Annotated in this window: 22 protein-coding genes and 1 other RNA gene; 8 read left to right on the top strand and 15 right to left on the bottom strand. The window is 58.2% G+C overall.

The features are described from left to right. Positions 1-10: 10 nt before the first annotated feature. From ESZ00_RS06650 to ESZ00_RS06665, 4 genes are all read right to left on the bottom strand, one after another. Positions 11-637 (bottom strand): response regulator, encoded by a 627-nt coding sequence (locus ESZ00_RS06650; protein WP_129207341.1) that lies wholly within the window; start codon positions 635-637, stop codon positions 11-13. Continuing rightward, positions 630-3,821, bottom strand: coding sequence for a sensor histidine kinase (locus ESZ00_RS06655; RefSeq protein ID WP_129207342.1), 3,192 nt, complete (start codon positions 3,819-3,821; stop codon positions 630-632). The genes ESZ00_RS06650 and ESZ00_RS06655 overlap by 8 nt, the downstream gene beginning before the upstream one ends. Positions 3,822-3,925: 104 nt before the next feature. Further along, positions 3,926-4,636: a metal-dependent transcriptional regulator gene (locus ESZ00_RS06660; protein WP_229740999.1), complete on the bottom strand. Its 711-nt coding sequence runs from the start codon at positions 4,634-4,636 to the stop codon at positions 3,926-3,928. Between the two features lie 61 nt (positions 4,637-4,697). Next, a complete protein-coding gene (locus ESZ00_RS06665) occupies positions 4,698-5,879 on the bottom strand; it encodes a hypothetical protein (RefSeq protein ID WP_129207343.1) in 1,182 nt (393 codons plus the stop codon). Between the two features lie 416 nt (positions 5,880-6,295). Here ESZ00_RS06665 and gyrA point away from each other — a divergent pair, with 416 nt between their 5' ends. Further along, entirely contained in the window at positions 6,296-8,950 is a 2,655-nt protein-coding gene (gene gyrA / locus ESZ00_RS06670) for a DNA gyrase subunit A (RefSeq protein WP_129207344.1), read from the top strand. A gap of 186 nt (positions 8,951-9,136) precedes the next feature. Here gyrA and ESZ00_RS06675 read toward each other — a convergent pair whose 3' ends face one another. The 4 genes from ESZ00_RS06675 to ESZ00_RS06690 all read right to left on the bottom strand — a co-directional run bounded on the left by ESZ00_RS06675 (position 9,137) and on the right by ESZ00_RS06690 (position 12,247). Then, positions 9,137-9,889, bottom strand: coding sequence for a YIP1 family protein (locus ESZ00_RS06675; RefSeq protein WP_129207345.1), 753 nt, complete (start codon positions 9,887-9,889; stop codon positions 9,137-9,139). 78 nt (positions 9,890-9,967) lie between these two features. After that, positions 9,968-10,990 carry a hypothetical protein gene (locus ESZ00_RS06680; RefSeq protein ID WP_129207346.1) on the bottom strand — a complete coding sequence of 341 codons (1,023 nt, stop codon included), beginning with the start codon at positions 10,988-10,990 and terminating at the stop codon, positions 9,968-9,970. Continuing rightward, entirely contained in the window at positions 10,987-11,376 is a 390-nt protein-coding gene (locus tag ESZ00_RS06685; RefSeq protein WP_129207347.1) for a PadR family transcriptional regulator, read from the bottom strand. The genes ESZ00_RS06680 and ESZ00_RS06685 overlap by 4 nt, the downstream gene beginning before the upstream one ends. An 88-nt stretch (positions 11,377-11,464) precedes the next feature. Continuing rightward, positions 11,465-12,247 carry a hypothetical protein gene (locus tag ESZ00_RS06690; protein WP_229741000.1) on the bottom strand — a complete coding sequence of 261 codons (783 nt, stop codon included), beginning with the start codon at positions 12,245-12,247 and terminating at the stop codon, positions 11,465-11,467. A gap of 118 nt (positions 12,248-12,365) precedes the next feature. Here ESZ00_RS06690 and ssrA point away from each other — a divergent pair. Next, positions 12,366-12,718, top strand: a transfer-messenger RNA (tmRNA) gene (ssrA, locus tag ESZ00_RS06695). A gap of 742 nt (positions 12,719-13,460) precedes the next feature. Further along, the gene (locus ESZ00_RS20035; protein WP_164981373.1) at positions 13,461-14,357 is read left to right on the top strand and encodes a tyrosine-type recombinase/integrase; all 897 of its coding nucleotides are present in this window, start codon (positions 13,461-13,463) and stop codon (positions 14,355-14,357) included. A gap of 170 nt (positions 14,358-14,527) precedes the next feature. Here ESZ00_RS20035 and ESZ00_RS06705 read toward each other — a convergent pair whose 3' ends face one another. Next, entirely contained in the window at positions 14,528-14,758 is a 231-nt protein-coding gene (locus ESZ00_RS06705; RefSeq protein WP_129207349.1) for a hypothetical protein, read from the bottom strand. 492 nt (positions 14,759-15,250) lie between these two features. On the opposite strand from ESZ00_RS06705, the gene ESZ00_RS06710 reads away from it, so the two are divergent. Both ESZ00_RS06710 and ESZ00_RS06715 read left to right on the top strand, forming a co-directional pair. Continuing rightward, positions 15,251-15,520, top strand: coding sequence for a hypothetical protein (locus tag ESZ00_RS06710; RefSeq protein ID WP_129207350.1), 270 nt, complete (start codon positions 15,251-15,253; stop codon positions 15,518-15,520). Between the two features lie 276 nt (positions 15,521-15,796). Continuing rightward, positions 15,797-16,492: a hypothetical protein gene (locus ESZ00_RS06715; protein WP_129207351.1), complete on the top strand. Its 696-nt coding sequence runs from the start codon at positions 15,797-15,799 to the stop codon at positions 16,490-16,492. Positions 16,493-16,757: 265 nt separating this feature from the next. On the opposite strand, the gene ESZ00_RS06720 is transcribed toward ESZ00_RS06715, so the two are convergent. From ESZ00_RS06720 to ESZ00_RS06730, 3 genes are all read right to left on the bottom strand, one after another. After that, the gene (locus ESZ00_RS06720; protein WP_129207352.1) at positions 16,758-17,882 is read right to left on the bottom strand and encodes a tyrosine-type recombinase/integrase; all 1,125 of its coding nucleotides are present in this window, start codon (positions 17,880-17,882) and stop codon (positions 16,758-16,760) included. A 579-nt stretch (positions 17,883-18,461) separates the two neighbouring features. Next, complete coding sequence (locus ESZ00_RS06725; RefSeq protein ID WP_129207353.1) at positions 18,462-19,220, bottom strand: LytR/AlgR family response regulator transcription factor; 759 nt, start codon at positions 19,218-19,220, stop codon at positions 18,462-18,464. Next, positions 19,217-20,320, bottom strand: a complete 1,104-nt coding sequence (locus ESZ00_RS06730) for a sensor histidine kinase (protein WP_164981374.1) — start codon at positions 20,318-20,320, stop codon at positions 19,217-19,219. Before ESZ00_RS06730 ends, ESZ00_RS06725 begins: the two co-directional genes overlap by 4 nt. A gap of 218 nt (positions 20,321-20,538) precedes the next feature. Here ESZ00_RS06730 and ESZ00_RS06735 point away from each other — a divergent pair, with 218 nt between their 5' ends. Together ESZ00_RS06735 and ESZ00_RS06740 are read left to right on the top strand one after the other, a co-directional pair. Further along, complete coding sequence (locus tag ESZ00_RS06735) at positions 20,539-21,057, top strand: DinB family protein (RefSeq protein WP_129207355.1); 519 nt, start codon at positions 20,539-20,541, stop codon at positions 21,055-21,057. Positions 21,058-21,111: 54 nt separating this feature from the next. Then, complete coding sequence (locus ESZ00_RS06740; RefSeq protein WP_129207356.1) at positions 21,112-21,735, top strand: hypothetical protein; 624 nt, start codon at positions 21,112-21,114, stop codon at positions 21,733-21,735. 275 nt (positions 21,736-22,010) lie between these two features. Here the strand turns inward: ESZ00_RS06740 and ESZ00_RS06745 are convergent, their stop codons facing one another. After that, on the bottom strand, positions 22,011-22,388 hold the full coding sequence (locus tag ESZ00_RS06745; protein WP_129207357.1) for a VOC family protein: 378 nt from the start codon (positions 22,386-22,388) through the stop codon (positions 22,011-22,013). An 11-nt stretch (positions 22,389-22,399) separates the two neighbouring features. Beyond that, on the bottom strand, positions 22,400-23,008 hold the full coding sequence (locus ESZ00_RS06750; protein ID WP_129207358.1) for an FMN-dependent NADH-azoreductase: 609 nt from the start codon (positions 23,006-23,008) through the stop codon (positions 22,400-22,402). Between the two features lie 107 nt (positions 23,009-23,115). On the opposite strand from ESZ00_RS06750, the gene ESZ00_RS06755 reads away from it, so the two are divergent. Beyond that, entirely contained in the window at positions 23,116-23,514 is a 399-nt protein-coding gene (locus ESZ00_RS06755; protein ID WP_129207359.1) for a winged helix-turn-helix transcriptional regulator, read from the top strand. Positions 23,515-23,558: 44 nt separating this feature from the next. Here ESZ00_RS06755 and ESZ00_RS20460 read toward each other — a convergent pair whose 3' ends face one another. After that, entirely contained in the window at positions 23,559-23,813 is a 255-nt protein-coding gene (locus tag ESZ00_RS20460; protein ID WP_373283900.1) for a nucleotidyl transferase AbiEii/AbiGii toxin family protein, read from the bottom strand. Positions 23,814-23,826 lie beyond the last annotated feature (13 nt).

Here is a 23,826-nt window from a genome sequence, read left to right on the forward strand (position 1 = left end):
AGCTCCGGAATCAATCGAGGTGCACGATGCCGCGCTGCAGCGCGGTGGTAGCGGCATGCGTGCGGTCGGCGACGCCGAGCTTGCCGAGGATGCTGTTGACGTGAGTCTTCACGGTCGCCTCGGAGATGAAAAGATCGGAGGCGATCTCCTTATTACTGCGCCCGGCGACGATGCGCTGGAGAACTTCGAGTTCGCGAGTCGTGAGGCCCGGTCCTCCCATACGCTCGGCCAGCTTCTCCGCCACCTGCGCAGGAATACGCGAGCGCCCGGCATGCACGGCTCGAATCGCCTCGGTAAGCTCGTCGAGGTCCATGCCCTTGAGCAGGTAGCCACGCGCTCCAGCCTGAAGAGCGCGGTAGATGTCCTCGTCACCATCGAAGGTGGTGAGCACGATGATGCGCGCAGTGGGAGTCGTCTCGCGAATGCGGACAATAGCATCCGCGCCACTGAGATTCGGCAGACGCAGATCCATCAGCGTCACGTCCGGCTTGTGCTGGCGCCATGCATCAATGGCCTCAAGACCATCGGAGGCCTCTGCAATAACGCTGAAATCACTTACCGTGTTCAGCAATGCGACCAGCCCCTGACGCACGATCTTGTGGTCATCGACGACCAGGATGCGAATTGTTTCAACCATGATTCTCCTTCTCGACTTCCCTGCCCGGGATGCCTTCCCGGCCTGAAGATCCGCGCAATGGCAGCTCGACACGGATCGTGGTCCCTCGGCCGGGATAACTTTCCACAACGGCGCGGCCGCCGATCTTCTGCGCGCGCTCACGGATGCCGGTGAGGCCGTAGTGGCCATCCCGGAGCGAGGGCGCATTGCCATCGAAGCCCTGCCCATTGTCTTCAATCGTGAGCGCTGCCTGCCGCTCAGCATAGCGCAGAGTGACTTCCACCTTCGCCGCCTGCGCGTGCCGCACCACATTCGTCACTGCTTCCTGCGCGATGCGCAGCAACTCATCTTCGATAGGCACGGCAAGGGGACGGTACTGACCGACAACCTCGACCTGCGTCTCGAGGCCGCTCGCTTCCGCGACCTTCTGCACGGCGCGGACAAGCCGGCTGGCGAAGTCGCTGCCGGTCTCCGAGCGCAGCTCCCAGATGGCACGGCGTGCGTCTTCGAGACCGGAGCGGACAAGCTCCTGTGCCTGGGCAAGATGCTGCGTAGCGGCTTCGGGCGCGATAGTAAACAGACGGCCGGCAACCTGCAACTGCATGTTGACCCCGACGAGACCCTGCGCAAGCGTGTCATGGATTTCGCGGGCAATGCGATTACGCTCAGCGAGAACCACCTGAAAGCGGGATTCGATCCTGCGCAGACGAGCAAGATAGATGCCGTAACCTGCAAGCGCGGCAGTGAGAACAAGCAGCAGATAAAACCAGAAGGTCTGGTAGAAATAAGGCCGCATGCGCAGCGCAAGCACGGCAGCAGAAGCGCCGGGAACGCCGTCGTTGTTCCAGGCACGCACCTCGAAGTGATAGCGTCCAGGCGGAAGGTTGGTGTAATAGGCGACGCGGCGCGAGCCGGCGTCGATCCAGGTGCGATCGAAGCCGGTGAGGCGATAAGCAAAGCGCACCTTCTGCGGCGCAACAAAAGAGAGCGCAGCATAGGCGATCTCGACGCGGCGCTTGCCGGCAGGAATCGTAACCATTCCGGTTGCATTTTGCGGAACATCGTCGATGCTGACCTGCTCAATCGCAACCAGCGGAGGAACGATATTGCGGGCAAGATGCGCGGGATCGACCGTGGCTACGCCCTTGGGGGTTGCAAACCAGAGCGTGCCGTCCGGCATGCGCCACGCAGCGGGATGGCCTCCGCTGTTTGCCTCGCGCACACGCAGGCCATCGGCCACGCCATAAGATTCGATTGCAATCGGTGCAGGCTTCGCACTCTCGAGTGCCCCGGCCAATGCGTCGCGCTGCACGCGGAAGATACCCTGGCTGGAGCTGATCCAGAGGCCGCCAGAGGCGTCTTCAAGGATTCCGGCAATATCGTCAGGAAACACAGCGGAGTGCGGGAGCGACAAGACACGATTCCGCGCGGCATAGAAACGGCCCGCATGGAGAAGATCGAGGCCACCGCCTTCGGTGCCGATCCAGAGATCGCCACGGGCGTCGGCAGAGAGCGCGGTGATGACGCGACTGGAAAGACCATCCTGCTGGATGTAGTTACGGAAGTTGCCATGCGCAAAGCGGGTAAGACCGCCGAGGGTTGCGATCCACAGCACGCCTTCGCGATCTTCCGTCATCGATCCGACCAGGTCGCTGCCGAGACCGTCGAGGCTGGTCCATGTCGTAAACGTACCGTCTTTCCAGCGCGAAAGGCCGCGGCGCGTACCAATCCAGCCGGTGCCCTCGCGATCGAAGTAAATGGAGCGCACAAAATCGTCGGCCAGGCCGTCGGCAGAGGTAAAAACGCGGACATGGCCGTGGTCGATGCGATTTAGGCCATCCGGTGTGCCCAACCACAGAGCTCCATCAGGCGCGGTGGCGACGGAAAGAATGATGTTGCTCGAGAGCCCCTGCGCGGTGGTAAGCGCAGTGAAGCGGGCACGACCCTGCGGATCGACATGCCGCTGGTTGAGACCGCCGCCATCGGTGCCAAGCCACAGGGTGCCGGCCTGATCGCCCGCAATGGCGCGGATGCGGTCGCTGGAGAGACCACTGGAGGTGTCCCAGGTCGTGAAAGCGCGGTCGCGCAGAACAGCCAGACCGGCGGACTCGCTGCCCAGCCACAGGGTGCCCTCACGATCTTCAAGGAAGGCAAGCAGGGAGCTGCCGGAAATACCTTCGCGCGTCGGCGGCGCCTCGATGCGGCCGCCATAGCAGCGGGCAAGACCGGCGCTGGTAGCGACCCACAGCGCGCCTTCGCGATCGGAGAAGAGCCGCTCGACACGCGCCGCGGGCAGACCCTCGCCAGTAGACCAGCGGGTGAGCATGCGCCCGTCATACATGGCAAGGCCGTTATCCGTCCCAAGCCATGCATGGCCCTGCGCGTCCAAAACGATGGCGTGCACACTGCCGAGTGACTGCACGGCTTCAAGGACGCGGCAGCCAGCGGGTGCACAGATCTCGACACCCGTGGCGGAAGCAGCCCAGGCCTGCCCGTGGCGATCGACGGCGAGTGCATGGATGGCGCTGGCGGGACCGACGGAGCGGAAGTGAATCGAGCCTGGGGCGGCATAGGCAAGGCCCTGCATGGTCGCCAGCCAGGCAGCGCCATCCGGCCCTGCGGCCAGCGTAGCGTCCTCATCCAGCGGAGGGACGCCATCGGCCTGGGCAAAGCCGTGACCATCCGCAAAACCATGGCCGTCATAGACTTCAAGCCCTGCCGAGGTGAGCAGCCAGATGCGTCCGAAAGCATCTCCCTCCACACGCCAGATGGCGGAACGAGCCGGCACCGGAGCGACCACTTCGGAAGCGATCTGAGCGGAGCTTTCAAAGCGGCCATCGCGATAGCGCGCGACGCCCTCTGAGGTGCCGATCCAGAGCCAGCCATTGCGGTCCAGATACAGGCTGTCAATGAGATCGCTGCCGAGAGCCGGCGTGTCCTGCTTCGTGTAGACGCGGAACTGGGTAGCGTCGAAGCGGACGAGACCGGCTTCGGTTGCGATCCAGAGGTAGCCGTCGCGATCCTGCGCGATAGCGTGAACAGTGTTCTGCGGCAGGCCGCTGTCCGTCTGCCAGGACTGATAGCCATAATGGCGCGGCGGCAGATGAGGATCGAGAGCGAGGGCTCGCCATGGGAGCAGGGTGGCTGCCAGAAGCAGGCACAGCGGCAGAATCGTACGTTGGATTGCAGCTGTAAAAGAGCCCATCACCGTCTCGTGGGAATGGTACACATCGAGTGGCGGAGAACAGAATCCATCGAAAGGTGGAAGAACGCGAGTCAGGGCAGTTTTGTAGCCGGAAAGCCAGCCAGTCAGCGGGAGGTCCCGGGCCTGACCCAGATCTTTTCTGCGGCGGGGGCTCCAAGGGTGAAACTGCCGGCCGGTGTCTCGATGGCGAGGGTCTGATCGTAATTTTTGCGCAGCACGCGCACCGGACCACCGGGGGCGATGCCGGTTTCATGCAGGAAGCGCAGCAGACGCGGATCGCGTTCGTAGAGGCTGGCCACCGTATAAGTGCCCCCCTCGGAGCTTTCGGCGAGCGTGGTGAGACCGCGGCGCGAGCGGCGAGCGGGGCTTTCGGGCAACACGGCGTTGCCATGCGGGCAGGTGCCCGTGTCGCCGAGCTTTTCCAGCAGGCGAGCTTCAAAAGCAGACGAGACAGCGTGCTCGAGACGCTCGGCCTCATCGTGGACCTCATACCAGGGCATACCGAAGATTTCGGCAAGCATGCGCTCGATCAGGTGATGGCGCAGCAGGGTGCGGTGCGCGGCTTCCCGGCCGCTCGGAGTCAGGCGGATCACACCGTCCTTCCGCACCTCCACAAAGCCGTCCCGCTTGAGACGGCGCAGTGCCATCGAAACAGCGGCCGGCGAGACGCTCAGCCAATGCGCAAGGGTGGCGGAAATCACGGTCTCGCCCTCGCTCTCCGCTTCGAGTACGGCCTTGAGGTAATCCTCTTTGGAGACGCTGATCTCTGTCATGTCCTTCGTCGTGCCATTCACCTTCTGCAACGCTTCCTTCAACGACTCTTAAGGATCGCTGCTTGGGCCGCGGGATGTAAAGCGCGCGCCAGGGTGTATCGACCTAAGGCACGAGGAGCGGCAGACCGGCAATGCACAGCGCCGCCTGGCAGAGAATGAGGGCGACCGTGATCCAGCGCCATGCAACGGCCGCGCGGCGTGGCCGTTCCAGCTCGAGCACGTCAGCAAAGACACCGCCGACAAAGGTCAGCACAAAGGGCAGCGCCCAGAGTGAGGTGAGCGTGGGCACGCCGGTCGTCGTGATACAGAGCAGCAGCACCGCTACAGCCAGAGGCGTGGAATTGCCGAAGTAGCGGGAGCGGCGCATGGCTGCCCACAGGCCGAGCGCAGCGGCAGCGGCCAGAGTGATCCCGGCATCGGTCATCGGGCGGAAAAGCACGCGGACAGAGTCGAGCGATGGACGGAGGGCAGCCACATTGCTGCGGAAGACGTAGCTGAATGCCTCAGGCCGGAAGCCATAGAAGGCGAAGAGGATCGCCAGCGCGCCAAGCACCCAGACGATCAGCAGCGTGGGCAGATAGGCGCGTTTGCCCTCTGCGAGATAAGCCATGAAGACAATGGAGAGCAGCAACGCGATCAAAAAAGCCGAGAGATGCGCAGCGGCTGTGATGCCGAAGATCACGGTGAGCAGCACGATGCGCGGGCGCCATTTCTTTCGCGGGCCCTGCATGGCATGCGAAACGCCGATGGCCGTGTAGACGGCGGCAAAAAGGCCGTAAGCGGCCCAGAGCTCATTGTTAGGCGCCACGGCGGAGGCAATCACCGGAGGCGAGAAGCAGTAGAGCGAAAGCGCGATGTAACCACCCACATTGCCGAAAAGCCTCCGGGTAACCCACCAGAGGCATCCGCCCAGGGCAAGCGCCGCGGCAATAAAGGGCAGGCGCAGCAGCAGGCCAATCCACTCGACCTCGTGGCGCATCTCCCAGGTAGAAGTGGTAGCCGCCTGACCGGCAAAGATGCGCTGGATGGTAAGCGGCAGCCCGGCGGCGCGATAAGCGAGGGTGCCGTCATGAATGTTGCCGCAGGTGGTAAAGTAGCCGGCCAGCGGCGAGGGTTTCTCCCACATCTCGCGGCCGCAGCGGGCGAAACGGTAGTCCTGCTCGGAAAGCGTGCACCGGTTAGCCACCCACAGACACTGGCCCAGCAGCAGCGCCAGCAGCACAGCTGCAATCTGTTGCGGACGATTGAATCGGAACTTGCGCAGTCGATGGCTGGAATGAGGCATCAGGCGTTCTTGGCCAGTGTAAACGGGACTGGCCGTCCGGACCTTTTGGCTTCGGCCCCGATCTCGTTAGTCGCGATCCGGCGGCTTGTCTTCCCACCCAGGCGGGGCTTGGCTGGGGCACCCGTCGGGCTGGTAACCGGCTTAATTTAAAAAAATCTGGGGATCTTAAATAAGCTGGGATTTTAGACACAACTCTTAAATAAGCAGGAATTCCTTCCGCCTTTATGGCCGCCATCAGTAACGGTCTCGGAACCCCACCGCCAAACCGCTGAATCCATTGGCCAAACCCGCATTGCTGCGAACTAAGTAAAGCAGTATCATAGATTTAGGTCAGTTTCCTCCGGGTGTTCCCGCTTCCCCTGCTCGCCGCTGCTCGCGAGCCATCCGCAAGTCCCGCAGTGTGACCTCTTTCATCTATGGCAGACGATCAGAACCCCCAGCTTCCTCTTGGCAATGGCGACGGCACAGGCGGCCCCACCGGCGCAGCGAATCTTGTTCCCATCAACATTGAAGAGGAGATGCGGCGCTCGTATCTCGACTATTCGATGTCGGTCATCATCGGCCGCGCGCTGCCCGACGTGCGCGACGGACTGAAGCCGGTACACCGCCGCGTGCTCTACACGATGCACGAGATGGGCCTGCAACATAACAAGAAGTACACCAAGTGCGCCAAGGTCGTCGGGCAGACCATGGGTGTGTACCATCCGCACGGCGACTCGGCCATCTACGACACCCTCGTTCGCCTGGCTCAGCCCTTCAGCCTGCGCTATCCGCTCATCGACGGCCAGGGAAACTTCGGCTCGATCGACGGCGACCCGCCGGCCGCCATGCGTTACACCGAGTGCCGCCTGCTCAGGATTGCGGGCGAAATGGTCGCCGACATCGAGATGGAGACCGTCGACTTCACGCCGAACTACGACGAGTCGACGCTCGAGCCGACCGTGCTTCCTGCGCGCATCCCGAACCTGATCGTCAACGGGTCAAGCGGCATTGCCGTGGGCATGGCGACCAACATTCCGCCCCACAACCTCACCGAGGTCGTGAACGCGGCCATCGAGATGGTGAACAACCCGCACGCCGGGTTGCTCGACGTGCTCAAGCACGTGCAGGGTCCGGACTTCCCGACCGGCGGCTTCATCTATGGACGCGGCGGCATCGTCAACGCCTACAAGACCGGCCGCGGCCGCTTCCTGATGCGCGCCAAGGCAGCCATCGAGAACATCAACAACAATCGCCAGGCGATCATCGTCAGCGAGATCCCCTACCAGGTGAACAAGGCGAGGCTCATCGAGCGCATTGCTTCGCTGGTGAACGAAAAGACGATCGACGACATCAGTGACGTACGCGACGAGAGCGACCGCGACGGCATGCGCATCGTCATCGAGCTGAAGCGCGGTGCCGAAGCGCAGATCGTGCTCAATCAGCTCTACAAGCACACGCAGATGCAGGAAGGCTTCTCGATGATCTTCCTGGCCGTGGTCAACGGCCAGCCGAAGGAACTCGCGCTGCCCGATGCGATCCGTCACTTCATCGATCACCGCATCGACGTGGTGCGCCGCCGCACGGCCTACCAGCTGCGCAAGGCGCGCGAGCGCGAGCACATTCTGCTCGGCTACCAGATCGCGCTCGATCACCTCGACAACGTCATCAAGATCATCCGTGGATCGTCGTCCCGCGCCGACGCCCGCGAGAATCTCTTCCAGTTCTTCTCCGGACGCACCATCACCGTGCGCGACCAGGCACTGGCCGGCGTTACGCTCGATCCGGCGAAGTATGCCATCGATCCGGCCACGCTGATCAACCCGACGCTCACGCTGAGCTATCGCCAGATCGACGCGATTCTCGAACTGCAGCTCTATCGCCTGACCCAGCTCTCGATCGACGAGCTGCTCAAAGAACTGGCCGAGGTTCGCGACCGCATCGCTGAGTATGAGTCCATCCTCGCGTCCGAGAAGAAGCTGCGCTCGGTCATCGTGAAGGAACTCGAGCAGGTGAAGAAGGAATACGGCGACGAGCGCCGCACCCAGATCCTCGACGAGACGGCCGAGCTCCAGCTCGAAGACCTCATCGCCGACGAGCAGGTCGCAGTCACCGTCTCGCACTCCGGCTACCTGAAGCGCACGCCCATCTCGACCTATCGCCAGCAGCGCCGTGGCGGACAGGGCCGCCTGGGCATGAAGACCCGCGAGGAAGATTTCGTCTCGCAGCTCATCATCGACTCGACGCACGCCTACCTGCTCTGCTTCACCAACACGGGCCGTGTCTACTGGCTCAAGGTGTACGAGATTCCCGATGTAGGCGCAGCCGGCAAGGGCAAGTCCATTGCCAGCCTGCTCAACCTGCAGCCGGGTGAGACCGTGCGCACCATCCTGCCGGTGCGCAACCTCGAAGAAGAGGGCAAGTTCATCTTCTTCGCGACGCGCGAGGGCACGGTGAAGAAGACCCCGCTCAAGGACTTCTCGAACGTCATGGCGCGCGGCATCATCGCCATCGGCATCGAGGGCGAGGACGAGCTGATCGGCGCACGCATCACCGACGGCAACCAGGTTGTCTTCCTCGCCACGCATGACGGCATGGCAATCCGCTTCGACGAGAACGATGTCCGCTCCATGGGCCGTCCGGCCCGCGGCGTGCGCGGTATCGACCTCGGCAAGAAGGATTACCTCGTTGGCATCGCTGCGACTCCGAAGGAACGCGTCAAGGACGAAGCCGGCGTCGCGTGCGCCTGCCTCATCCTGACCGTGACCGAACAGGGCTTCGGCAAGCGGACGGACGTGGACGAGTACCGCCTCCAGACCCGCGGCGGCAAGGGCGTCATCAACCTGAAGACGACCTCGCGCAACGGCAAGGTGACGGGCATCCATCTCGTCGACGACACCTCGGAGTTGATGATCATCAGCCAGTACGGCAAGATCATCCGCATCGACACCAAGACCGTACGCGCAGCAGGCCGCTCGACGCAGGGTGTCAAGCTGCTGAACCTCGAGGAAGAAGACAAGGTCGCAGCAGCCGTCGTCATCCCGCCGGAAGAGGCGAAGGAAGAGCTGGAAAACGGGACGTTACTGCAGTAGCTACTAGCCTCTAGCTCTTAGCTTCTAGCGAAAGAGAAAAAGGCCAAGAACAACGGGGTGCTCTTCGCGAGCACCCCGTTGTTCTTGGCCGATCTGGAAGAATCTCCGTCGAAGGCGATTCACGCAGGCGAGGATGAGGGTGCCCCACATCTCGATAGAGAATCGACGTGGCCTGGACGGCCAGTCCTAGCTGCGCACAGCGGCCATGCCTACACCGACCAGAACAAAAATTGCCCACCATCCCACCACAGCCACAGCAGCCTTGCCCCTCGAAATCTTCGCAACGATAGAAACGCCGATGGTGGCCAGCACCAGAGACCAGATCTCGAAGAGATCGATATGCGTGCCAAGCGCCGTGAGAGCCTTCGGCGCCTCCTGGCTGAGGTAGAAACCGATATTCGTGCCGACCGGATTCTGAAGCTGAAAGGAATCCGGCGCGAGTCCCGCAAAGAGCGCAACCATCGCCAGGATGAACTTGATATTCATCACCAGCGACGCATACATATTGACCGCATAGATCTGGCCGTACTTGGCTGTGCCACCCAGGATGAAGTTGGCAGTAATCCAGACCAGCAGCGAGGTAACGGCCGTGATGATGAGAACCGGAATCACATACACATAGGAAATGACACCGGTGATCTTCGCCCCGACAGCTTTCTGTGTAGCCGCCTGATCCGGCGTGAGCTGCGCAAGACGCTCCTCGGCCTTCGGACTCTGATGAATGGTATTTTCGTAGACCTTGTCCCAGCCGACCTTCTGCTGTACCGCAAAGGAGAAGCCCACCGCGACCAGAAGCATGATGATCACCGGTCCAAGAAATGCCGAACTGCGCAGGATGTCCGTGAAGGTCTTCGAAGGCGCGGTGAAGGTATCCACCACGCGCTCCACTTCACTGAGTTTTGGAATATCGGGTTGGGGAACGAAAGCTGCGTCGGCCATACTCTCTCCGGGTTCTGCGCCCCACAAGGCGCACTCAGGTTTTGGCCGGATTGTATCCCGGCCGTTGATGGAACCGAATCAAATTCGGCGGGCAGGCAGCGGCGCAGGCGAGCCGGGATGACGAGACTCCCCTGCCAGAGCGCGCACCGCCTGCCACGCATAGGCCAGCAGAGAGATCAGCAGCCCGATCCCCGTAAACACAACGGCAAGGTGAGCCACCATGTTTCCCAGGGCAGCATAGTCGGCAGCGTGGGGATCGCCGGCCAGCAGGTAAACCGGCGCATGGAGCAGACGGGTGATGATCCACAGGCCGAAGGCACTGGTAACCACACCCGCGGTTGGCCGCAACCAGGCAATTTGCGGCCACGCAAGGGTGAGGGCGTTCTCCGCGATGCCCAGCCCAACCGATACCAGCAGAAGAGGATAGACCTCAGCCCATATCGGAGCCGCATGGAGAACCGCAGCCGCCGGTCCGATCAGCAGGAACGGATAGCCGGGCAGCGCCAGAAGCCAGAACAGACCGAGAATTCCGAAGATAAAGCCAGCGACGGCCTGGCGACGGCGCTTGCCGACTGACGGCTGACGCACCGCCGGCAGCCGGCGTGGCTCCCAGTCCCTCTGCATCACCGCGGTCATCGCATAGCGGTCGACCAGCGCAAAGACCAGGGTGATCACCGCGAACTGCGTCAGGGCTATTGTCCACAGGCTGCCCATTGCGCTCCAGGCATGGGAGGCAATAGGAGTACCGCCGTGCATGCGCTCGTAGACAAATATCCCGATTGCAATGAGCGCCCAGGGCAACAGGTAAAAGATCGCAACAATTCTGAGGACAAAGCGATAGATCGGATACAGCAGCGGCCCGATCAGGCTTTGCTGCGGGCCGAAGCCACCGGCCACGAAGACAGGACGGCCGCGCTGCTTGAGCAGAGCCGCCATCTCCGCATCATCGAGCGGTCGCCGCAGCTCCGACTCACGATCCTCGATCTGCGCCTCCAGGTCAGCCCGCAGCTCGGCGAGAATATCGTCCTTCTCAGAGCGCGGCAGCCAGAAACCGACAGCCTGCAGGTAGCGATGCACCAAACTCTCGTGGGATATCTTCATGCTTCCTCCATGTGCGCCATGGTTTCCCTGCTCTCTCCCGCCGCCGGACTCTCTTCTGATCTGCGAATGATCCGGTCGAGCGCAGACCGGAGCGTCTCGTGCTCCTGGAGCAGTTGGGAGAAGAGCAGCTCTCCCTGGCGGGACAGCTGGTAAAAGCGCTTGTTGCGCTTCTCCTCCTCACGCCAGTGGCTCTCAAGCAGTCCCTGTGTCTCGAGCCGTCGCAGCAGCGGATACAGCGTGTTCTCGTCAATTGCAAGGCCCTGGTCCGCAAGCGACTTGCGCAGCGCGTACCCATAATGCTCCTGGCGCAGCTGGGCGAGGACGGCCAGCGTGAGGCTGCCGCGGCGGAGCTCGAGGCGGAGATTTTCAAAAATTTCGGTTTCCATGTTCGCCACACACTGTGTGATGCACAGTGTGTGACATAAGAATCCCTCGACTCTAGGCTATAGTCAAGGGATTTCTCAAAAATGCCGGCTAGCGCCCTGGGCCCTCAGCCTCGGCGGCATCGCCATCTTCGACCAAAACCGCCGAGAGACCCACCAGATCGAAGCTGGATGGCTGGCCTCCATTGGGGGTGAAGGCCACACGCAGCGGCTCACGCTGCCAGGCGGCCGGCGCGCAGGCAGGAGTAGCATGGTGCTCCGGATCCCAGGGGCCGAGCTTCTTCGCCAGCAAGGGTCGGCGCGCGGCGATCTGAGAGACGACCGCATAAAGCTGATGGCCGCCCGTGTTCAGGCCACAATACGCAGCATAATCGCGAAACCAGACCACCTCTGAAACAGCGGGATCATAGTCAGCGAGATGAAGAGCGGTGATCCTGCCCGAGACACGATCGATCAACAGCCATGGTCCTTTCTGCCAGACCCAATGACTGCTCTTTCCGCCACCTTTGTCATCCGGAAGAGCGTCATTGAGCTGGAGCGCGCGGCGAACGACAAAGCTGCGATCGGTGATGTCATGGGCCGGGCCGGTGGTCCACTCCTTGAGCTTTCCATCGACGACGAGCGGACGGATCGTCAGATTCTTCTCGTCTCCGGTAGCCCCGGCCGGATCACCCTCAAGCGAGTACGGCACTTTTTTCGCCCCGCCAAGCGCAACAACATGCACCTTCGCAGCAGCTACAGCAGAACGCGCAGGCAGGAACAGAGCCAGCAGCAATGCGAATAGAAGCGAAGCTCGAAGGATGGTCAGCACGGCGCAAGGATAGCCCCGCATCGCCGCCGGCAACACATCACCGAGGTAATTCCAATACGACATATCTCTGCTTGGAGGACAGAAGGCCACAGCCCCGGCTGCGGATACGCAGGAGGACGAAACAACGTAGAATAGAGAAAGCTGGTAGAGACCCCGGGTATTGGGGACTTCCCACTCACGTGGGGGCGTCACGGTTTCGACGGGATCGTCAGCGGTAAAGAGGCATGCCGGGGTGTGTGCACCCGTAATCGCTCACAAAAACACAAGTGCCGAACCACAATTCGCACTCGCAGCTTAATTAATTAAGTTGCCGTCCTCCGCGGCTTTGCCTGCGGGCTTCGAGAGGACGTCGCACAGCAGGCTGGCTTCTATCGTTGGGTACGGGCGATAGAGGCGAGATCCACGGACTAGCAATGCGCGCATCTTGTCCGTTCTGAGCGCGCAAAGCGAAACCTTCGGAACAGGACTGAGCATGGAGCCTCTCTTTGCTGACTACGATTTCGGACGCGGGTTCGACTCCCGCCGCCTCCACCAGTACTAAGTTGTTCATAATGAATAACCTAACAGCTTTGGGTGCAGATGAGCTGTTCTTCGGGGAGCAAATTTGTACGTGATTTGTACGTAGTTTGTACGCAATTTGTACCCTCTACCAACTGCCTCCCCATAGCTTTTGACCCAATTCGCTATTCGAGCAACACTCCGGCTGAAATGAGAGTCTCGAATGGCCCTGTCTGTCTTCACGCGCCACTCCTCCGGCTGCAAGTTGAAACGAGACCGGCTCTGCCGGCGCTGCAGCTGCCCTAAGTGGGTGGGTGGCCAGATCAATGGAGAGTACTTCCGCCAGAGCGCATCCTCGCGGGTATGGGAGGAGGCCGAGCGCTTCTGCGAAAGACTGCAAGCAGCACTCGAAAAGGGATTGCCTCCCTTTGGTCCTCCGTCTACTCCCGAAGCATCTCTGCAGCCACACGAGGAAACTGCATCCCGGCCTCTTACCCCCGAGCTGCCACCAGCAGAACCGGAATCTCAATCGACGCCACCTGTTTCCCTCGCGCCTGCGATTCCTTCGTCCCTGGTCCTAGTGACTGCGCCGGTACGGGCGTCGATTCCTGAAGTGATCCCCCCGTCCATTGCAAACGGCAAGCCCAGAGTCTTGATCGACAAGGCTGTCGACGCGTACATGACAGACGCTCGCAGCCGCGGTCTTGCGCCGGACACCATTAATAAGCTCGAGAACATCTTCCGCAAGCAGCTGCTTCTCTGGTGCAAGACGGAGGGGTTGCTCTATCTCGACCAGTTGGATCTCGACGCACTGCTTTCGTTCCGGAGCACCTGGACAGAAGGAGCTCTCGTCCGGGTGAAGAAACAGGAGCGCGTGATCGGGTTCTTCTGGGCCTGCTTCCGTCGCAACTTCATTCAACAGAATCCCGCTCTTGGCCTCAGCAAGATTCGAACCCATCAGATTCCCACCGACTACTTTCCGCGCGACGAATTCGCGAAGATCATCGCTGCGACTTATGTCTATGGCGATGCTCGCGGTGGGTTCATACCGATCGAAAACACACGGGTTCGTCTCCGCACCCTGACCCTGCTCATGCGATGGAGTGGCCTCCGCATCCGCGATGCGGTCATTCTCGAACGACATCGATTGCATGGCGACAATCTACTTCTCTACCAGGCGAAGACCGGTCAGCCTGTCTATGTTCCGCTTCCGCCTGATGTAGCCGAGGCGCTTCGAGCCATCCCGGAGGGCCCCAAGCCTAATCCGCGCTACTTCTTCTGGAGCGGGAACGGGCTCCCCAAGAGCGCTGTTGCGGACTGGCAACGAAGCTACCGCCGTCTCTTTGAGATTGCGAACATCAGGAAATTAGATGGCGAAAAGAAGCGCTGCCATCCTCATATGTTTCGCGATACCTTTGCGGTTGAGATGCTGCTGGCCGGTGTTCCCCTAGATCAGGTCTCAATCTTGCTCGGTCACTCTTCGGTGAAGATCACAGAAAAACACTACGCACCCTTCGTAAAAGCCAGGCAGCTTCAACTCCAGGCAAGTGTGCGCGCCGCTTGGAGTGTCGGTGACTCATCACCCGGAGGGGTAGACACCGCTATGCGCGTATCAACTTCAGGACCGATCGAATCGTTCACACACGAATTACAGACGGAGCTGAATCGGTCGTGAATTGGCTCAGATCGCTATCGTCAAAGGGATCATGCCCTCGCGAGCGTTCGTTATTTTGTTTCTCTTACGCCGATCGAGGATGAGTGAATGCGCCCTCAAAAGAGCCAAGCCGGAACGCGATCCGGCGCGGCAAAGTCGCGCGAAGAAAATGTGCGTCTCGACATCGCCGGTTATCCTTCGTTAAGCCGATCTCGTGCATCTGGCTCTGATGGGGGAACGGCCGAGAGGATATCTTTGAAATCGGCAGCAGAACCGCGCGCAGCCCGGGCTTTGAGACGCAACCAGTAGTGAACGCCGTCCAGAACAAGGGATGCGGCCATGCGATCCACTGAGACGTTGTCCGCGTCGGCGAGGGCGGCTACCTGCTGGTAGATATCATCTGGAAGTTGGATGTTCTTCATGACAGCTTCCCCACCATCATAAGGAACTCTTTCAAATCGACATAGCGAATTTCAAAGCGCTTGCTTTCCGCAGGTTCGTGCTTGTTGAAGGTGATGACGTAATCACTATAGCTGCTGATTGCCGTTTCCAGTGCAAGATCGTCGTCCGGGCCGGAGGCAAGCGAACGATAGAGGAAGTACAGACTATCCCACCTGAACTATGAAGCAAATGTGTCCAGGACTCTATGGGTTGTCGGTGCAATAAACTGTCATCGCAAATTCATGTGCCACAATGTCATTTATCTTCCGAACTTCGAACACCGCGATTCCCGAGGAGAGAGGAACAAGAGGTCGATGATGCGTTTCTCCAGCAAGAACCGCTGTTCATAGTCACGCGACGCCCCTTCCCGCTCCTCGAGTAAATGTCCAGCTTCGGAGGTAACTGATTTGACCGAGTTGTTGCTTCGTTCTAGATGTTGATTGCTCGCGACTCTCATCAGGGAGCACTGGTTTATGGAACTGCAACAAGGTTTTGCCGTCGACGCCGGTGAAGTGTCACAGAGGCCGGTCGGGATGCAGGCCATCGAAAGACACTACACAGTTGCTCAGTTGTCGAAACTCTGGCTGTTCAGCGAAAGCACAATAAGACGGCTGTTTATCAAAGAACCTGGTGTGATCAAGATCAGCCACCAGCCGACCAGAAAGCGGAGAGGCTATACCTCCATGAGGATTCCCGAGCGAATCGCGCAGCGTGTTCATAGACGTATGCAGGGTCTCCCGTAGTCAACCAGAGTTCCTTAAACAGTTGATTTGACCCTAGCTGGTGGGCACGTAGTAGATCGCGCAACTTCAACGCTATAAGGGCGTCACAGCCGGTTCGCTCAGGATTCCCTGCTTTGATTCGCTCTACGCCGGCCTCAGCGGCTGCAACGAATTGCCTGATCTCTCATAAAAGCGGTGCATTTGACCGAGTTTGCGAATTGCCACACTCTGATACCGCGTTTTGGGGAAGGTTGAGCTGCCTTCATCTCCCCGCAAACGCCAAAGGAGGCATAGTCGATGCATATTGCTGCGGACCAAAGCATTGCCGGATATCCAGCAAAGAGAGTGCGCGATTTTTTACGCACAAGACAGTCAGGAACAATTTTCAACGAGGTAGCTCTGACCGAATTCGCATTGAAGCCAAAGGCTGCCCGCGACCTTCTAAAAGCACTCGTGGTTATAGGGTTTATCAAGGAGTACGGCAGACATGATGGAGATTTGTATTTTGAACTGACCTGCCATGGACAGAATTTTGCTAATGCTCCCGCTTCAAAACCAATTCATCGAAAAACCGCGGAACGCGTTCTGGCAGAGTTCATGCAGCGAATGGAACGGGTGAATGCCACCTCCGAATATCTTTACCGAGTCGATACCGCCATTTTGTTCGGAAGTATGTTGTCTGATGTTGAACGCTTGGGTGATGTGGATGTCGCAGTCAACTTAGAACCGAAGGTCAGTGAGGAAGTCGCATTTGAGGAATGGCAGATGGAACGCAGACGTGCCGCTCAAATAGGCGGAAGATCTTTCTCTTCGTATGTTGCATGGCTTTATTGGCCCAGAGAAGAAGTTTACAAACAGATCAAAGCAAGGTCTCTCAGCTTGAGCTTATATGAGTTGTCGAATGTCAAGCATCTACCCAACCTCTCATACCGAATATTGCTAGGCGACACTGAGCAACTTGCCGCGTTGATACCCACTGGGCGAGTTGTCTAAATAAAACTTGACAAGGAGAGAAGTCAGATGCAGGATGGTGGCGTGGACATATCGGCGGACCTGCTAAGCGGCAGATAAGGGCCAACGCAAAGACCTCAAATTGGCGTGCGGTACTCAAGTGATAAAGAAGAGGTCTGCAAAACCTTATGCATCAGCTCAGTTCCACCCCCAACCGCCAAATCTTCTCAACAACTTAGCGAACATTCCCAAATCGGGTGGTACCTGCATTGGTACCCCATAAGGTGAATCTCTATGGAAACTTTCCTCATATCTCTACCGGATTCCCCGAAGAAAGTCCTCCCACTAAACGTGTACTGAGTGTAGCCGCAGCCATCTCTGCCGACTCCTCGAGGACATGGACATAGTGGTCGAGGAGAACATTGGGACGAGAATGCCCTAAACGCTCCTGCACGGCTTTGATGGGGACGCCCAGGGCAATCATCTGAGTTGCTCCCCAATGTCGTATCAACCGCCAAGTGATGTGCGGTAGCCCGAGTTCTTTTGCAACAGGTTGAATGCATCTGCCCAAGACATCTTCGTGCCGAATAGGCCCCGTGTCGTGCGAGTTTGGAAACACCCAATCGCCGTCCTTAGCCTTCATCCTGAATTTGAGATTAAGCAGGCGCTGAACATCCGCCTCCGTTAGACGAAGCGGTCGATTCGCGCGATGGTATTTTGGCGTGTGCAATTTCCCTCGATTCACAGCACGCACTACCCACAGCATTCTCTGCTCGACATCCAGATCCTTCCACTTGAATGCCAGTTCATTCGGACGAACGGAGCTCACCGCGACCAACCATACTGCCGTGCTGATCGGTTCGTGCAGTCGTTCAATCAATAAATTTAGCTCTGCAAGAGATGGAAACTCCTTACGTTCACGGATCGACTCTGGAGGAAGTTCGGTTCCTTGCGCCGGGTTCGATGACATGTATCCATACTTTATTGCTGCAACGAAGATGGAGCTCAATCCCCACTTCAGGTTTTTGATTGTTTGGACAGCTTTGCCTTCAATTGTCTTTCCGTTGAGAAATGCTTGTACTGTTTCGCTCGAAATATCCGCCAGCCTCGTTGCACCAAAGACAGGAAGATAGTGAACACGAATATTCGTTTCATAGCCACGCATTGTTGTTTGCTTCTTATTTGCTAGCTTTAATGAGCGATATTTTTCGATGAACTCACGAAAAGTGATCCGCATCTTCGGAATTCGAGCGCGATCATTGATTGGCTTGAGAATTACGGCTAGTTTTTGCTGGGCCTCTCTTTTCGTAGGAACATCTTCCAAATACCCGAGGTTCACAGAGCGTCGTTTCCGCTCTATCTTGCCCGGCTCAGTAACGACATCGTCCCAATAGCGTGCCTGCCAATATGCTGGACCACGATCCTTACGCAAACGGATATGGCCCGCTTGAAATTTCGTTCTACTCAATGTTTGAAATGGACCTTTCTCAGTGTCTTAAAACACTTTGTGTGTGGAGGGAAGCTTGTGATATGGCCGAAATCTCCAAGAACCTTGGCGAAATACCTGTTTTCAGAGGTACTGATTCCTGCCTATGACATAGCTGCAGTGTTAAGAAGTAGTGGGGCAGGGCCTAGCATAGGTCTGACCTGCTCGCACAACTAAGCTGGAAGAAAGTGAAAATCTTGGGTCAAGTATCTGCGGTTTTGGTTTGCGAAGGGAGCAGGGCTATAACCCTGCTCTCTACACACTTGAGAAGTGGCACAGCAGTGAGACCGAACACTCGCGCCCGTAAGTCAAAGTAGATGTGGGGTTCCCAGTATCTCAGATGTATCCTGATCTAGCTTAATGGATTACGCAAGGGACCGGCGCACAAAGCGAATCGTCCAGGCCGACAAGGTTCTGTGGACAGAGCGAAACCGCGCTTACGAATGCCCGGTCTGCAAAGCCGCGGTTCATCTTCGCCGGTGACATTCCATGCCGACGCGCCAATTTATATCCCAGCTGCCAAGACTAGGATTCCAGCAGCGCCCGTAACTTGTAAGCGTATCTCCGGCTCGACGTGACCACTGTTCCTCCAGCCAGTACGATGTCGTAAACCCCATCGAACATCGGACGAATCTCGCTAATGCAGGCACCGTTCACCATCGCTGATTTCTTCACGCGAATAAAGTGGTGTGGCGCCAGTTTCTCCTCCAGGCGAGTCAGGGTTTCCCGCAACAGGTGACTGTCGTTGGCAGTGTGTATACAGACATAATTTCCTGTAGCTTCGATCCACGAAACGTTGGAAACAGGAACAAAGAAAATCCGCCTTTTGTCCTTAACCACAAAGCGTTCCAACGGGCGGAGGCTACGGAGGGATTGGAGCAGTGGTTCAAGGTTTCGATTAGTTTCCTTACGCTGTTCGAAGACCTGGCGTGCGTGAACCAGTGCCTTGGCAAAACGCTCCTTATCGTAGGGTTTCAAAAGATAGTCCACTGCGTGCACTTCGAATGCGCGAATGGCGTGCGCATCGTGGGCCGTAATAAATACATATACGGGAGCGGGGCCGTTCTCTGGATCTACATTCTCGATAACTCCAAAGCCATCCAGATCAGGCATCTGCACATCGAGAAAAACGATGTCGGGATGAAGCTCATTGATCCGCTCCGCCGCGCTGATTCCGTTTGCCGCCTCGCCTACAACTTCAATACCGTCGTGTTCGGCCAGATAGCGGCGGATACCGCGCCGGGCGATCGGTTCGTCATCGACGATGAGGACTCGCGTCTTCAATGTGAATTCCTCAGTGGAATAGTGATGATGGCCTCACAGCCTCGACCGTCGCCCCCGGTAAGTTCCAGCGACGCCTCGTCCCCATAGAGCTGTTTCAAGCGTGACCGGACATTGGTGAGTCCGACGCCGAAGCGCAGGAGCGATCCCGGTGCCGGACCGGGGCCATCATCGCGGACGCAGAGCCTAACTCTGCCGTTGTGGAGTTTGGCGGCGATCTCCAGCCGGCCTGCAGTGGAATCGACGCTGATGCCGTGCTTGATGGCATTTTCAACCAGCGGCTGCAGCGCCAGGCTTGGTACATAGACTCCGAGAAGGTCAGGTGGTATATCCATGTGAACCTTCAAGCGATCATGAAAGCGTGTCTGTTCGATCTCCAGATATTTGCCGACGAATTCGAGCTCGCTCTGCAGGGTGATTTCGTTCTCCCGCTGTGCGAGGGCCATGCGCAGCAAATCGCCGAGGCTGACCAGCAGATGGCCCGCAGCATCGACGTCTTCCTGCATCAGAATTCCAATGGTGTGAAGGCTGTTGAACAAAAAGTGCGGATGCAGCTGGCTCTTGAGATTCTCAAGTTCTGCGTGGGAGAGCTGCGTCTCCAGTTGCGCCGCTATCGTCTGGCGCTCCATGGCAACCTGGTAAAAGTGCATCGACTGGTACAAGCCCACCACTAACCAGTATGTGAGTAAGCCGGTAAAGCTCATGAAGAGAACACCGACTCCGAACGGAGAAAGAAAGTGGAGCACGTCAGTGCCAGTGATGTGAAAAACAAACCGGAGAAGTCCAAGGCTCAGAAAGTATTGGGTGACAGATGCCACGGGAGCCATTGTGAGCGACGTGATTGTGTGGATCGCTATGTGAAGTACGACCCTCGGCCCCGTCAACGGGAATCGTTTCGCAAGACCCATCACAAGCGGTGTGTACGCCGCCCATACATACCACCAGACAAGCTCGAGCGCGCCCTCGATCACCCAGTTGACGTGCGCACCCTGTACCTTCTCCACCACGATCCCTTGCGCGGCAAACAACAGTCCTACCATCGTCCATGCGCACAGGATCAAAATCCATTTCTTGCGGACCGTACCTGATGTGGTGTGCGGCAATGGGTGTGTCAGCCCTCTGGCACGGAGTATAGCTGAAACTCCGACGGAGACATGACCGAGGGCAGGAACCATCGAGAGTGCCAGAGTGCCCTTTTAAGGCCAATTCCGCCGCTTGTCTTATTGCGGACACCGCTTGTCACTTTTCCTGCAAGAACTGATTCTTCGCGCCCTATTGTCCAGTGAGCAGGACCATTCAGGTTGACGTAAAGGAGTTCCCCATGAAGAAGATTCTTACTCAGTTTGGAGCATGCGCGCTTGCAGTCGCTCTGGTGGCGCCATGGGCGCAGGCGCAGACAGCAAAATTCCAGTCCGCTTTCGGAGAAGATGCCGGAACGCTCTCCAAAAAATTCACCGGACTCGCGCGCGTGATGGCAGGCAAGTATGACTGGAAACCCGGCCAGGGCGTTCGCTCCGTCAGCGACGTGTTCAACTTCATCGTTACGGAGAACGGTATGCTCGCCGGCGTGCTCTCGGGCACACCGAATACGGGGGGACAGCGCGCACCCATCACCGATCCGGGGAAATTGCAGGAAGCTTTGAAGACTTCATACGCCAGTCTACAAAAAGCGATCACGACACTTTCCGACAGCGACCTGCAGACACACGTAAAGCTGTTCGGAGAAGACATGACGAAGCAGGACGCGGTGATGTTGATTCTCGAAGATCAGCACGAGCATCTGGGGCAGTCAATTGCCTACGCGCGCACCAACGGTGTGGTTCCGCCCTGGTCGAAGTAGGAGCGCCGCGCGCCATGCGCATCGGTTGACTTAATAAAACAAGGAGATGATCCCATGATTCGTAGCTGCGATCTTGTATTGAGTTGTTTTCTTATGGGACTGACGCTCAACGTGAGTGCACAGCAGTCTGCTCCGGCCGCATCTGCGCCGCCTCCGCCCGTCGGGACACTCGCAGGGCATCCAGACTGGCCTGCGGCAAAGAACCCCGGCGACGTGGACACCGTGGACCACCTCCTCGCAACGCTCTATGACGTGGTCTCCGGCCCAGCCGGACAACGCGACTGGGACCGCTTCCGCGCATTGTTTTTGCCCGACGGGCGGATTGTCTCACTTGTTCCGGAATCTGCGGCCATGAAAGATAGACCGGCGCGCAAGGGCGATGCGATTTTCCTAACCCCCGACATGTTCGCGCAGCAGAACGATTCCTACTTCAAGACGAACGGTTTCTTCGAGCGCAGCATCGCGAACCGCGTTGAGGAGTTTGGCAATCTTATCGAGGTGTGGAGCACATCCGAAATCCGGGACGCGAAGGACGACGTCCAGCCATCCTCGCGAGGCATCGATTCGTTCCAGATTGTGCATGCTCACGGACGCTTCTGGATCGCCAGCCTTCTCTTTGATCATGAGCGACCAGGGCTGACGCTGCCCGCGAAGTACCTGAAAACGCCCGGGCAATAACGAGAGCGCTTACCAGAGTCCCAACAGCCACCTCTGCCTGTACCGAAGTCAGCTTTCCAGACGCTCATTCTTGGCGGATCTCCGCCAAAATCTCGGGCAGCTATGACGGGGAGGCGAGCTTCAAGGAAAGAGGCGTGGAGTATCGCGACGCAGGACGGACCGATTGCTGCGAAGGTGAGTGCAGCCGCACGACGAAAGACAGTGATCCAACGCTTCGGGATGAATTCCAATATTGCGAGATGTAAGTAAAGCCGCTGCGATGCCAGGCTTCGACCTCAGCTCTTGTGGACGACCTCGAACGAGTATCCGTCCGGATCGAATACATCGGCGGCGTAGTATCCCGGATAATATTCGACTCGTGCCCGCGGAGAGATATTGTCCTTAGCGCCCGCGGAGATCGCAGCCTTATAGAACTCATCGACCTTTTCATTGCTTTCGGCCATGAAGCCCCAGTGAATGGAGGCCGGAGCGGGTTTTCCCTGCTGGAGCCAGAAGAACGCCTGCTTTCCATCACCAAATCCCCAGAGATCAGGATGACCGTCTTCGCCCTTGTAGGGCAGGAAGAACCTGATCTTGAGAGGCTTTAAGGCCGCCTCATAGAACGCCAGCGAACGTTCGACATTGCCGACAGTCAGAATCATAAAACCGAGCATGGTCTTCTCCTTCAGATCACGAGTGCTTCTACGGCCTTTTCGCCGTTGGATACAGCATGGATTGCAAGGGGCGGTATGTTCATGCCCTCAGCCCTTACGGTTTGTACATCTTCGATCCCAATGAAGCCAAGAATCTGCCGCAGATACGGCTCGACCGTGTCCCACGGCTTCCAATCTCCCTCACTAAACACTCCGCCGGACGCAAGCACCAGGATTGCCTTCTTGCCTTTCGCAAGCCCCTCTACACCCGTACCTGCGTAGTTGAACGTCTTGCCAGCACGCACAACGTGGTCGATCCACGCCTTCAGCGATGACGGAATTCCGAAGTTCCACATGGGGCTGGCAATCACCAAAATGTCCGACGCCATCAGCTCGTCGATAAGCTGGTCGGAACGATATGCGTCTTTCTTAAGCGCTTCCGCCTCCGCCGGGTCCTTCGTGGAAATTGCCTTCAGCGTCGGCAGATCCAGGTGGGGAAGCTTGTCCTTCACAAGATCTCGGATGACAACCTTCGCCTCCGAGTACTGCACTTCAAGCCGTTCTCTCACCTTGCGTGTCAGTTGGCGGCTCGCCGACTCAGCTCCCCGAGGGCTCGATTCGACAATCAAAATCTGGTTCACAATGTTCCTCCGATTCCTATACTTACCTTTCGTGTGCTTATTCTATTTAGGAGGCTTATTATCAACAATAAGGCACTTTGAGCTACGCAGCGTACATGGAGGTAAGCATGAAAAAAGGCATATCCAAAAAGCCGCTGGATTCGGCCTCAGTCTGCGGCCACGAAGACCCCGCTGCGGTCCGTGAACTCCTGACCAAGGTGGGGGATAAATGGAGCATTTTTTTGATCCTCTCTTTAGCGCAGTTGCCGGGTGGGCGCGCTCGCTTTTCCGAGCTCGAAAAAGCGATTCCCGGTATCTCACAAAGAATGTTGACTGTGACAGTGCGAAGTTTGGAGAGAGACGGATTGCTCACCCGAGAGTTGTTTGCCGAGGTCCCTCTTCGCGTGGAGTACGAACTGACTGCTCTCGGGCGAAGCCTGCTTCCCCCTATGTGGGGCCTGGTGGACTGGGTCAAAGAGAACTGGCAACAAGTAAAAGAATCGCGGACAGAATTTGATGCAAGGTAGTCGGTGCGACCATCAGATGGATTCGCAAACAGCACGGCCTCTGTTCAATGAACTCGCGCCGCTCGATGACCAAAGCCGTCTTGCGCACGATCAAATGGCGTATTCCAGTTGGGCGGTGGTGGTTCGAGCGCAGCAGGAATAGGGTGAGTTCCGCGGCAATCGAAGGTGCGCTGAAGAGCTTTTGCTGCTAGGAAGACGTCGAGCGTTCTCGACTGAATCAACAAAACCATATCAACAAGGTCCCGGAACCTGCTGTTCGCCGTTCCAGCGCGAGGCAGCGTGTATCGGGTCCGATTCAGAGAATTTCTGCGG

This window comes from Silvibacterium dinghuense (assembly GCF_004123295.1).
Classification (GTDB): Bacteria; Acidobacteriota; Terriglobia; order Terriglobales; family Acidobacteriaceae; genus Silvibacterium; species Silvibacterium dinghuense.